This window comes from Polaromonas sp. P4_H1 (genome assembly GCF_056400945.1).
In genome coordinates this window covers 172,381-184,549 of sequence record NZ_JBFUKG010000003.1, presented here as the reverse complement: position 1 = coordinate 184,549, position 12,169 = coordinate 172,381, and the positions used below count along the sequence as shown (strand labels likewise).

The 12,169-nt window shown below is 64.6% G+C and carries 9 protein-coding genes; 6 read left to right on the top strand and 3 right to left on the bottom strand.

Annotated features, from left to right (window positions below; genetic code table 11):
- The first annotated feature begins 27 nt into the window (after window positions 1-27).
- Window positions 28-381: a hypothetical protein gene (locus tag AC1DS5_RS06295; RefSeq protein WP_477717398.1), complete on the top strand. Its 354-nt coding sequence runs from the start codon at window positions 28-30 to the stop codon at window positions 379-381.
- A gap of 70 nt (window positions 382-451) precedes the next feature.
- On the opposite strand, the gene AC1DS5_RS06290 is transcribed toward AC1DS5_RS06295, so the two are convergent.
- From AC1DS5_RS06290 to AC1DS5_RS06280, 3 genes are read right to left on the bottom strand one after another with little or no spacing between them, the layout of a single operon-like run.
- Window positions 452-1,048 (bottom strand): chromate transporter, encoded by a 597-nt coding sequence (locus AC1DS5_RS06290; protein ID WP_477717397.1) that lies wholly within the window; start codon window positions 1,046-1,048, stop codon window positions 452-454.
- Window positions 1,045-1,620, bottom strand: coding sequence for a chromate transporter (locus AC1DS5_RS06285; protein WP_477717396.1), 576 nt, complete (start codon window positions 1,618-1,620; stop codon window positions 1,045-1,047). The genes AC1DS5_RS06290 and AC1DS5_RS06285 overlap by 4 nt, the downstream gene beginning before the upstream one ends.
- A 39-nt stretch (window positions 1,621-1,659) precedes the next feature.
- The gene (locus AC1DS5_RS06280) at window positions 1,660-2,337 is read right to left on the bottom strand and encodes a GntR family transcriptional regulator (protein WP_477717395.1); all 678 of its coding nucleotides are present in this window, start codon (window positions 2,335-2,337) and stop codon (window positions 1,660-1,662) included.
- 190 nt (window positions 2,338-2,527) lie between these two features.
- Between AC1DS5_RS06280 and AC1DS5_RS06275 the strand changes: the two genes are divergently transcribed.
- The 5 genes from AC1DS5_RS06275 (at window position 2,528) to AC1DS5_RS06255 (ending at window position 11,812) form a co-directional block, all read left to right on the top strand.
- Window positions 2,528-3,718: a CaiB/BaiF CoA transferase family protein gene (locus AC1DS5_RS06275; protein WP_477717394.1), complete on the top strand. Its 1,191-nt coding sequence runs from the start codon at window positions 2,528-2,530 to the stop codon at window positions 3,716-3,718.
- On the top strand, window positions 3,718-4,527 hold the full coding sequence (locus AC1DS5_RS06270) for an enoyl-CoA hydratase (RefSeq protein WP_477717393.1): 810 nt from the start codon (window positions 3,718-3,720) through the stop codon (window positions 4,525-4,527). The genes AC1DS5_RS06275 and AC1DS5_RS06270 overlap by 1 nt, the downstream gene beginning before the upstream one ends.
- A 98-nt stretch (window positions 4,528-4,625) precedes the next feature.
- A complete protein-coding gene (locus tag AC1DS5_RS06265; protein WP_477717392.1) occupies window positions 4,626-5,582 on the top strand; it encodes a zinc-binding dehydrogenase in 957 nt (318 codons plus the stop codon).
- Between the two features lie 46 nt (window positions 5,583-5,628).
- Window positions 5,629-6,612 carry a tripartite tricarboxylate transporter substrate binding protein gene (locus AC1DS5_RS06260; RefSeq protein WP_477717391.1) on the top strand — a complete coding sequence of 328 codons (984 nt, stop codon included), beginning with the start codon at window positions 5,629-5,631 and terminating at the stop codon, window positions 6,610-6,612.
- A 313-nt stretch (window positions 6,613-6,925) separates the two neighbouring features.
- Complete coding sequence (locus AC1DS5_RS06255; protein WP_477717390.1) at window positions 6,926-11,812, top strand: NAD-glutamate dehydrogenase; 4,887 nt, start codon at window positions 6,926-6,928, stop codon at window positions 11,810-11,812.
- The last annotated feature ends 357 nt before the right edge of the window (window positions 11,813-12,169 follow it).

Below are 12,169 nucleotides of genomic sequence, written 5' to 3'. Positions count from 1 at the left end.
GCCCGCATTTTCCTGGAGATGCCCACCATGAGCTTCCGTTACCTGATTGCTCCCGTTTTCATGGCTGCCAGTGCGGTAGCCCTATTGGCTTCCTGTACCCAGGAGCAGCAAAACAAGATCAGCCGCGACATCCAGAACTGGACCGGCACCAACGGCGTGCTGGAGTTTTATGCGGGCGACAAGCTGATGCGCCGCTTCATCAAGATTGACAAACTGAGCACCGCCATGGGCACCGATGACAACAAGGCGCGCTCCTACCGGTTTGGGTATGGCGTGCTGGATGAAAACCTGAACATGGTTGCCGACGCCGGCGAGAAAAAGGTGTATTTCGAGGTCAGCGACTACGGCTCGAACTACATCTTTTTCGAGAACCCCCACTAGGCCAAGCCTGACCTGATCCAGCAGGTCCGGCCCAGGGCAGATCAAACCCTGGATGTGGCCCGGATCACGCTCAGATCAATCCGAACCAGCCGAGCGCAGCGCCTGCCGCCAGCAGCCAGAGCAGGTGAATCCTGGTGCGCCAGACGATCAGCGCGGTGGTGCCGCTCAGTAACCACACGGGCCAGTTTTGCGCAACGCTGTTGCCCGCCTTGCCGTTGGCGCCCGCCAGGATGCAGCCGGTGGCAATCAGCAGCGCCACCACGATGGGCGCCATGCCCTGCTTGAAGGCGCGCACTGCCCGCATCTCCCGATTTCTGTGGCCCCACTGGGCCGCCGTGTAAGTGAGCACGGTGCTGGGGATGAGAATGCCCAGCAAGGCGAGAAAGACGCCCATTAGGCCGGAGAGCATGCCGCCCGCATTCATGCCCACGTTCCAGCCGAGCAGGGCGATGAACAGGACATTCGGGCCGGGTGCCGCCTGCGCAATGGCAATGGAGGCGTTGAATTGGGCGTCGGTCAGCCAGTGCTGCTTGTCCACCAGAAACCGGTGCATGTCGGGCGCCGTGCTGATGGCGCCTCCGATCGACAGCAGCGACAGCGACAGGTAGTGCAAAAACAGCTCAAACCATTCATGCGCGCCGAAAACCAGGTGGGGCGCATTGGTCATGGCTTGAGCCTGTAGAGGGCCGCCACGCAGGCCACCCCGCCCAGCCCGGGCAGCACATAGGCCATCGGCCAGCGCAGCAGGGCGATGGCGGCAAAGGTTGCCACGCCGAACACGGCGCACAGGCGCAGTCCCAGCACGTTTTTGGCCAGCGCGCCAGACAGCCGCATGCCGGTTGCCGCAATCAGGCCGGCGGCCACTGCCGCCATGCCGCGCAGGGCACCCGCCACGCCTGGATGCGCCGCAAACTGGGCATACAGCACAGCCAGCAGCAACACCAGCACCAGCGGCACGGTCAGCATGCCCGCGAGCGCCGCCATCGCACCCTTGAGGCCGAAGTAGCGCCCACCCACCATCAGTGACAGGTTCACCACGTTGGGCCCCGGCATGATTTGTGCCACCGCCCAGTCTTCGATGAATTCTTCACGCGTCATCCAGCGCTTTTTTTCCACCAGGTCGCGCTGCACGACCGCCAGCACGCCGCCAAAGCCCTGCAGGGCCAGCAATGTGAATGAGACAAACAGGTCGGTGAGGGATTTGGGTTGCGGGCGCACTTCCGCGGGCAGGGAACTCATGGCCTGATTATCGTCGTTCACCCTGCGCACGGTGGTCTCCTAGGACGACAGGGGACTGCTGTCATCGATGCTGGCCAGCAGGCGTTCCCGCCCCGACAGTACATGACGTTCAGCAGCCGATTTCGCCCTGGCTTTGGCCCCCTTGATGATGGCCTCGTAAATCGTCCGGTGCTCGATGTTGGAGCGCCGCATGTTTCCGGGTGAGTTGAAGTAGCGCCGCCTGAACAGGTGCAGCTCCTTGACATAGTCGTCATAAGTTTCATGGGCTCGCTGGTTGTTGGACAGGCGCAGGATCAGCGCGTGGAATTGCAGGTTCAGGTCGTAATAAAGATCGGAGTCTTCAGCGTCGCAGGCCGCATCCATCTGTGCGAGAAGCCGCTCAAACTGCTGCTTGTGTTCTTCGTTGACATGTTCCGTTGCGCGTTCGGCCGCAAAGCCGAAGACCAGTGCCCGGAGCTCATAGATCTCCAGCATTTCGCGCACCGAAATCTGCCGCACGAAGACACCGCGGTTGACGACAGCCTTGACGATGCCCAGGCCCGTCAGCATTCGGATGGCCTCGCGGATGGGGCCGCGGCTGGTACCCATGCGCAGCGCCAGTGCGGCCTCGTTCAGGCGCTCCCCGGGCTTGAGTGCGCCGGTGTAAATCAGGTGCTTGAGCTCTTCCGCAATGAAGAGCGGCAGTCCCTGTTCGGGCTTTTCTTTGGGTGAGGTCATGGCTGAAGGGGTCGGGGCCGCGCGAATTGTGCGCATGCCACCTTGTGCAGGAATGGTACCTGAAAAAATTCTGCCAGAAGACGAATTGCCGAAAAGTGTTATCTATAGTAAAAAAAGTGTTGACACTTGTCGTTAATATAGATGACACTTGCGCCTGTTTTTGCCTCCCTTCAATCCTGGATTTCCCCTCATGCCTCATTTGCCAGCCTCTTCCGCACTCCAGCGCTTTCGCGTGGTGGATCTCACCCAGGTCCGGGCCGGCCCGACGGCCTGCCGCCAGCTGGCCGACTGGGGCGCCGACGTCATCCAGGTCCAGATGCCCGAGCACATGCGCGGCGATGACACGCTGGGCGGGCAGGAAGGCTCCGACTACCAGTACACCCACCGCAACAAGCGTTCCATTACCCTGAACCTGAAAGAGGAGGAGGGCATCTGCGTGCTCAAGCGCCTGATTGGCGGGGCCGACGTGGTGGTGGAGAACTTCCGTCCCGACGTGAAATTCCGCCTGGGCATCGACTACGAAACCCTGAAGCCGGACAACCCGGGTCTGGTGTATGCCAGCATCTCGGGCTTTGGCCAGTCGGGCCCGCTGGCTACGCGCCCCGGTTTTGACCAGATTGCCCAGGGCATGGGCGGCCTGATGTCGGTGACCGGCCTGGCCGAGCAAGGGCCGATGCGCGTGGGCATTCCCATCGCAGACCTGTGCGCCGGCATATTTGCGGCGCAGGGCATCCTGGTGGCGTTGCTGGAACGCGAAACCTCGGGCAAGGGCCAGTGGTTGCACACCTCCTTGCTGGAGTCCATGGTCTACATGATGGACTTCCAGACCTCGCGCTGGCTGATCGACGGTGAAGTCGCCACGCAGGCCGGCAACTTTCACCCCACCAGCATTCCGACCGGGGTCTACAAGGCGCGCGACGGCTATATGAACATTGCCGTGTTCGGCTCCAAGATCTGGGAGCGCTTTTGCGAGATCCTGGGCGCGCCCCAGTGGGTCAGCGACGAGCGCTACAAGGACAAGGCGGGGCGCTCGGTGAACCGCGACGCGCTCAACGCCGAAATCAATCGGCTGCTGGCCGCGCAGGACCGCGCCTACTGGATCGAACGCCTGAACAACGGCGGCGTGGCCTGCGGCCTGATCAACAATGTGCAGGAAGCCTTTGAGGAGCCGCAGATCAAGCACCTCAACATGGTCAAGGATGTGGTGTCCGTGCACTTGGGGGCGCAGCGCCTGGTGGGCCAACCCATGCAACTGGAACGCACGCCCAGCACCATTGCCCGCGCCGCGCCGCGCCGTGGCGAGCATACCGAGGAAATCCTGACCGAAATGGGTTTAAGCGCCGGCGACCTAGCGCGCATGAAATCAACTGGAGTGTATTGATGACAACCGTGAGCTATGACTCCTCTACCGAACGCGTGCAGACCTGGCTGGACGCTTCCACGCTGCATATCCGCTTCAACAATCCGGCCAGCCATAACGCACTGTCGGTCGACATGTGGGAGGCCGTTCCGCCTTTGCTGGCGCAGGCCGAAACCGACGACCGGGTGCGTCTGGTAGTGTTCTCGGGCGCCGGCGAGAAAGCGTTTGTATCGGGCGCCGACATCTCGCAATTTGAAGACATGCGTGCCGCCCGGGAAGCCGTGACCCGCTACGAACAGATGGCGGAGAACGCGCTGATGGGCATCCACCGCTTCAGCAAGCCCACGCTGTCGTGCATACGCGGCTTTTGTATCGGCGGCGGCGTGAATGTGGCGATCAGCTGCGACATCCGCATTGCCTCCACCGACTCGGTGTTTTCCATTCCCGCGGCCCGCCTCGGTCTTGGCTACCGCTACTCGGCGATGAAAAACCTGGTGGACCTGATCGGTCCCGGCGCTGCAAAAGACCTGTTTTTCACTGCCCGCAAGATTGACGCCGACGAGGCCAAATCGCTGGGCCTGATTTCGCGCGTGTGCGAGCCCGAGCAGCTGCCGGCGCTGCTGGCGGAATACACCTCGGCCCTGGCCGCCAATGCCCCCTTGACGGTACGCGCGGGCAAGGCCATCACGGCGGAAATCCTCAAACCTTCACCCCAGCTGGACCTGGACCTGTGCCAGCGCCTGATTCGCGGCTGTTTTGACAGCGCCGACTATGTCGAGGGCCGCAAGGCCTTCATGGAAAAACGTAAACCGGCCTTCACCGGGAAATAACCGACGTCTGGGCCGGCCGCCCGGCCACACCCCCACCGACATCGACACCGATACCGACATCGAAAGAGAGCGAACGAATGCAGTCTTACTGGATGCAAATGACCGCGGATCACGCCACGCTGGAACTGCGTGACGTACCCCAACCCGAGCCGGGAGCCGGCCAGGTGCTGGTGCGGCTTCACGCCGCCAGCCTGAACCGCGGCGAGTTCATCGTCGGCCATGGCCTGCATGGCAAGCCCGGCAGCGCCAAGGCGGTGGGCATGGAGGGGGCGGGCGAGGTGGTCGGGCTTGGTGCCGGCGTGAACAGCCTGAAAGTGGGCGACAGGGTGATGGGCCGCTGCCCCGGGACGTTTTCCGAATATGCCCTGATGGATGTACGCGAGGCCATGATCATGCCGGCCAGCCTGTCCTGGGAGGAAGCCGCCAGCATTCCGCTGACCTTCCTGGTGGTCTACGACATGCTGGTGCTGCAGGGGCGTCTTGCCGCCGATGAATGGCTGCTGATCAACGGCGTGTCGTCGGGTGTCGGCGTCGCCGCCCTGCAAACCGCCAAGGCCCTGGGCGCGAAAGTGATTGGCACGTCCGGCTCGGCCGACAAGCTGGCGCGCCTCAAGCCGCTGGGCCTGGATGTGGGCCTGTGCACACGTTCTGCCGATTTTTACGATGCCGTGATGCAGGCCACCGGCGGCAAAGGCGTGAACCTGGTCGTCAATACGGTGGGCGGCTCGGTGTTTGCGGAAAACGTTCGCTGCACGGCCTTCCAGGGCCGGCTGGCCACGGTCGGCTATGTCGATGGGGTGCTCAAGGCCGAGATCGATATTGAAGCCCTGCATGCCCGCCGGCTGACGCTCTTCGGTGTGTCCAACAAGCTGCGCACACCCGAGCAGCGCGCGTTGGCCGTGCCGGGCTTTGTGGCCGATGTGGTGCCTGCCATTGCGGCGGGCCGCATCAAGCCGCTGCTGGATCGCGTTTTTCCGTTTGGAGAGCTCGCCGCAGCCAAAGCCCACATGGAGTCCAACCAGCATCTGGGCAAGATCGTGCTGGCCATGCCCTGAACCGCGAACGCATTAGACGCGTACACAAATAAAGGAGACATTCAACATGAAAAAAACAAATATCTTCTCGGCGTTGGTCCTCGGCGGCCTCGCGCTGAGTCTCAGCGCTGGCGCCTGGGCCCAGGCGCCCGCCTATCCCGTCAAGCCGATTCGCCTGCTGGTCGGCTTCGCGCCCGGCGGTGCGGCGGATTACGTAGCGCGGGCCATGGGTGATGCGCTGGGCAAGGCCATGGGCCAGCCCATCGTGGTTGAAAACCGCGCGGGCGCCGGATCGAGCATCGCCGCAGAGGCAGCGGCCAAGTCCGCGCCGGACGGCTACACCTTGTTGATCGCCAGCCCGAGCAGCATGTCGGTCAATCCGGCACTCAATCCCAAGCTGGGTTACAGCGCCCGCGACCTCACCCCCATCACCAAGGTGAGCAGCTCGCCGCTGGTGATTGCAGCGAATCCGGCCCTCGGCATCAACTCGGTGCAAGACCTGATTGCCCGGGCCAAAGCGGCGCCCGGCACACTCAACTACGCTACCTCCGGCAACGGCTCGGCGCCGCACCTGGGCGCCGCGCTGTTCCTTCAGGTCACCGGCGTGCAGATGACGCACATTCCGTTTCGTGGCGGCGGCCCGGCGATTCAATCGGTGATCGCGGGCGACACGCAACTGACGTTTGGCACGCCGCCGTCGGTGCTGCCCATGGTGCAGGCCGGCCGTCTGCGCGGGCTGGCGGTGAGCACCCGCGAACGCACGGCGCTGGTTCCCGGCATTGCGGGCATGGTCGAGGCGGGCCTGCCTGAATACAGCATTGAGTTCTGGTATGGCCTTTTTGTGCCGGCGGCCACGCCTCCGGCCATCGTCAGGAAAATATTTGAAGCCACCACCAGGGCAATGCAACAGCCTTCGGTCAAGGCCGCGCTGGCGCGCGAGGGTACCGACGTGTCGCTTTCCCAGTCGCCTGAGCAGTTCGCAGCCTTCCTGAACGACGACGCCAAATTCTGGGTCAAGCTGGTCAAGGACGCGGGCGTCAAGCTCGAGTGAAGGCCGGGTGGGGGTGGATGGGCGAGAAGCGATGCTCGCGGCCCGCCATGGGCTGAAGGGTTAAAAGTCATTTGCGGTTTCAGCCCTCGTGGAATTGCAAGCAGGTGTTGCAAATTCAGCGTCAGTGGTGAACGCTTCACGGCAGCCCGGTGCTGCATCCCAACGTTATGCAAAAACACAAGCTGGTGAGAAAATGGCATTGGCCAACGCCGCTGACCGTTCGTCCGATCAACTAGTCTGAGAGCCTGTAACTGGCGCAAGATGAAATACGCTGATCTGGTGGTCGGTCAGCCCTGAGACTGGAGGGCACATCATGCTAACCAGAACAGAAGATAAAGTGCGGCGCCTGTTCGACGACGTCATGGCGTGCGCGCGCGAGCGCCTGCCGGATGCGGCGTTTGCGGTATTCGAGCCGTTCCTGAACCACTACTACGGTCAGGCCGATGAGGAAGACGTACTCAGCCGCAGCATTGCCGACCTGTACGGCGCCGCGATGGCGCACTGGCAGTTGGCGCGCAAGTTCTCACCGGGCAGCGCGCGCGTGCGCGTGTACAACCCGGGGCTGGAGCAGCACGGCTGGTACTCCGATCACACGGTGATCGAGATCGTCAACGACGACATGCCGTTCCTGGTCGATTCGGTGACGATGGAAGTCAACCGGCTCGGGCTCACGCTGCATGCGGCGGTGCATCCTGTGTTCCGCGTCTGGCGCGAGGCCGGTGGCCAGATCGTGAATGTGCAGGCGGCCAGCGAGCAGGGCGATGCCGAATCCGACGGGTCGGCGCTGGAATCCTATATCCACCTGGAGGTGGATCGCCGTACCGAGGCAGCGCGACTGGAGGAGCTGACGGCCGGCCTGATCAAGGTTCTGGGCGACGTGCGGGCGGCGGTGGAGGACTGGCCCCGGATGCTGGAGACGACCCGGCGCACGATCGCGGACCTGGTCGCGCGCGAGCAGGCAGCCGGCCCGGCGCAGATTGAAGCCGCGGAGGTCGCGGAAACTGCAGAAGCCAGGGCTTTCCTCGAATGGATGGCTGACGATCATTTCACCTACCTCGGCTGTCGCGACTACCAGTCGCTTGTGCGGGACGGCGTCTACTACCTGCAGGGTGTCGCGGGTTCCGGCCAGGGCATCCTGCGCGAGGCCTTGCGCGACCCGGCCACGCCCGACCTGACCCGGCTGCCGGCCGGCGTGCAGCGCATCGTCGACTCGCCGTCGCCGATTTTCGTCACCAAGGCCAATTCGCGCTCGACCGTGCACCGGCCAGGCTACCTTGACTATGTCGGCGTCAAGCTGTTCGACGCCGACGGCAAGTTGTTTGGCGAACGCCGCTTCCTCGGCCTCTACACCTCCATCGTCTACCGGGTCGCGACCGACGAGATCCCGTTGGTGCGGCGCAAGGTCGCCCACGTCATGAGCCGCGCCGGCTTTCTGCCCAAGGGCCATCTCGCCAAAACGCTGCTCACGATACTTGAGCAGTACCCGCGCGACGAACTGTTCCAGATCGACGACAGCGAACTGTATGAAATCGCGCTCGGCATCCTGCGCTTGCAGGAGCGCCAGCGCACCCGGCTGTTCGTGCGCCGCGACCGCTTCGACCGCTTTGTGTCCTGCATGGTGTTCGTCCCGCGCGAGAAGTTCAATACCGATCTGCGCCTGCGGATCCAGAGCCTGCTGCTGGACGCCTTCCGCGGCGTGAGCGCCGAGTTCACACCGCAGCTGTCGGAATCGATGCTGGCGCGCATCTACATCATGGTGCGGACCCAGCCGGGCAATGTTCCGGAAGTCGATGTGCGGGAGCTGGAAGCACGTATCGTCGAAACCACCCACCGCTGGCAGGACGAGCTGGCCCACGCGCTGCTGGAAGGCTGCGGAGAGGAGCGCGGCAACCGGTTGCTGCGCCGCTGGGGCGGCTCGTTCCCGGCCGGCTTTCGCGAGGACTATGCGGCGCGCACCGCGGTGCGCGACATCGAGCTGATGGAAAGTGTGCAGGGCGGCCAGCCAGAGGGCGAGCCGGCCGCGCTCGCGATGAACCTGTACCGACCGATCGAGGCGGCACCGGGTTCGCTGCGCTTCAAGGTCTACCGCGCCGGACAGCCGGTCGCGTTGTCGCAGAGCCTGCCCATGCTCGAGCACTTGGGTGTCCGGGTGAACGAGGAGCGCCCCTATTGCATCGAGCCGCGGGATGCGCAAGCCGTGTGGGTGCACGACTTTGGCATGGAGCTCGCCGACGGCGCCGAGATCGAGATCGACCGCATCAAGGCGCTGTTCGAGGACGCGTTCGCGCGCGCCTGGGGCGGCGAAATCGAGAACGACGACTTCAACCGGCTGGTGTTGCGCGCGCAACTGGCCTGGCGCGAAGTCGCGATCCTGCGCGCCTATGCACGCTACCTGCGCCAGGTCGGCTCGACCTTCAGCGACGCCTATGTCGAGCGCGCGCTGACCGGCAACCCGGCGATTGCGCGCAAACTGGTCGAGCTGTTCCTCGCGCGCTTCGACCCGGCGCAAGGCGAGGAGCGCGACGCACGGACGCAGGCGCTGCAAAACAACATCGCGAATGCGCTCGATCAGGTGCCCAACCTCGACGAGGACCGCATCCTGCGCCAGTTCCTCGGCGTGATCGAGGCGACCACGCGCAGCAACTATTTCCAGCGCGCGGCCGACGGCGGGCTCAAACCCTATCTGTCGTTCAAGTTCGACCCGGCGCGCGTGCCCGGCCTGCCCGAGCCCAAGCCGATGTTCGAGATCTGGGTCTATGCGCCACGGGTCGAGGGCGTGCACCTGCGCGGCGGCCGCGTCGCACGCGGAGGGCTGCGCTGGTCCGACCGGCGCGAGGACTTCCGCACCGAGGTGCTGGGGCTGGTCAAGGCGCAGATGGTGAAGAACGCGGTGATTGTGCCGGTCGGCTCCAAGGGCGGCTTTGTCGTGAAAAATCCGCCGTCCGTGACCGACCGCGACGCGTACATGAAGGAAGGCGTCGCCTGCTACCAGACCTTCCTGCGCGGGCTGCTCGACCTCACCGACAACCTGGTCGGCGCGCAGGTGGTGCCGCCCGCGGACGTGGTGCGCCACGATCCGGACGACCCCTACCTGGTGGTTGCGGCCGACAAGGGCACGGCGACCTTCTCCGACTATGCGAACGCGATCTCGGCCGAATACGGATTCTGGCTGGACGACGCATTCGCCTCGGGCGGCTCGGTGGGCTACGACCACAAGAAGATGGCAATCACCGCGCGCGGCGTCTGGGAGTCGGTCAAGCGGCACTTCCGGGAATTGGGTGTTGACACCCAGACCACCAACTTCTCGGCGATCGGTATCGGCGACATGTCGGGCGACGTGCTCGGCAACGGTATGCTGCTGTCGCACCATATCCGGCTGCTCGCGGCGTTCGACCACCGCCACATCTTCCTCGACCCCAATCCTGATACCGAGGCGAGCTTTCACGAGCGCGAGCGCCTGTTCGCGCTGCCGCGTTCGAGCTGGGCCGACTACGATCCCTCGCTCATCTCGGCCGGCGGCGGCGTATTTGCGCGCAGCGCGAAGGTGATCCCGCTCACGCCTGAAGTGCGCGCGGCGCTCGAGCTGGAAGGCGACGAGATCACGCCGAATGATCTGATCCGCATGATCCTGAAGGCACCGGTCGACCTGCTCTACAACGGCGGTATCGGCACCTATGTGAAGGCCGGCCGCGAGACCCATGCCCAGGTTGGCGACCGGGCGAACGACGCGATCCGCGTTAACGGCGCCGAGCTGCGCTGCAAGGTGGTTGCCGAGGGCGGCAACCTCGGCTGCACCCAGCTCGGGCGCATTGAGTACGCGCAGCACGGCGGGCGCATTTATACCGACGCGATCGACAACTCGGCCGGCGTCGACTGCTCGGATCACGAGGTCAACATCAAGATCTTGCTGGGCCTGGTGGTCACCGACGGCGAGATGACCAGCAAACAGCGCAACAAGCTGCTCGCCGAGATGACCGACGAGGTCGGCGAGCTGGTGCTGAGCGACAACTACTATCAGACCCAGGCGCTGTCAGTCGCCCATAGGCGTGCGGCAGTGCTGCTGGAGCCCGAGGCGCGGCTGATCCGCCATCTGGAACGCGCCGGCCGGCTCAAACGCAAAATCGAGTTCCTGCCGCCCGACGAGGAAATTGAAGAACGCAAGACCGCGAAACAGGGGCTCACTTCGCCCGAGCGCGCGGTGCTGCTCGCCTACGGAAAGATGTGGCTGTACGACACGCTGCTCGCGTCCGACCTGCCGGATGATCCCTTCGTCGCCCATGTGCTGGCCGACTACTTCCCGCAGCCCCTGCGCGAGCGCTACGGCGACACGATGCAGCACCATCCGCTCAAGCGCGAGATCATCGCGACCTACCTGACCAACACGCTGACCAACCGCGTCGGTGCGACCCTGGTGCACCAGCTCGCGGAGGAAACCGATGCAGCCCCGGCCGACATCGTGCGCGCCTGCATCATCGCGCGCGCGGTGTTCGGGCTGGAGGACATCTGGCAGGGCATCGATGCGCTCGACAACCAGGTGCCGGATGCGCTGCAGGCGCAGATGCTGACAGATACCGGCCAGTTGATCGAGCGTGCCAGCCTGTGGTTCCTGCGCCACCGGGTCGAACGCAGCGCGATCGAGGCGGCGGTCGCGCGCTTTCGCGCGGCAGCCGACCTGGTCGGCCCGCAGCTTGCGACCTTGCTGGCGCCGGACGATGCGGCGGCACAGGGCGCGCGGCGCGACGAGTTGGTGCAGGCCGGGGTGCCGGCCGAACTCGCGCGGCGTGTCGCGGGTGCGGACAGCATCGCCGCCGTGCTCGACATCGCGGAAGTCGCGGCCGCTTGCGAGCGCCAGCTCGAACTGGTCGCCAGCCTTTATTTTGCGCTCGACCTGCATCTGAACCACGGCTGGATACGCGAGCGCGTGAGCGCGCTGCCGGCCGACACCCACTGGCAGATGCTGGCGCGCGCCGCGCTGTTCGACGACCTGGCCGCGCTCAAGCGTGCGCTGACAACCAGCGTGATCCGGCTTTCACCGACTCTGGAAACGCCCCAGGCGCTGATCGCCGCCTGGCAGGCGCACAACCAGGTGCCGCTGGAGCGCTACCGGCGCTTTCTTGCCGAGCAGCAGGCAGCAGGCACGGTGGACCTGGCCATGCTGTCGGTGGCGATGCGGGAGATGCGAATGATCGAGGGGGTGTGAGGGGTGGGCTGGACCACACTTCCCATGCCTTAGAACCTGTTTACGATCTAAACGAGGCCGCGTTGGGGTGCAATCGGGATGAGTGGGGCGCCCGGGACCGCCGCATGGGCTAGTGCCCATGCAAGGGCTCGGGTGGCTCAATCGCCCGACTGCACAGCCGGCCGGCTGTGCGTCGTGCGGCTGCCCCATGGGGATGCAAACGCGACCGCGTTTGCGTCACCCCAACCCGAAGGGCAAGCGCCTTCTCGGGCGGTCTGCGGCGTTGCGGCGCTTGCCCATAGCCCGAGCTATGGGCGGCGCGCCTTGCATCCCATCCCGAGAAGGTGCTTGCGCGGCCCCGTTTAGATCGTAAACAGG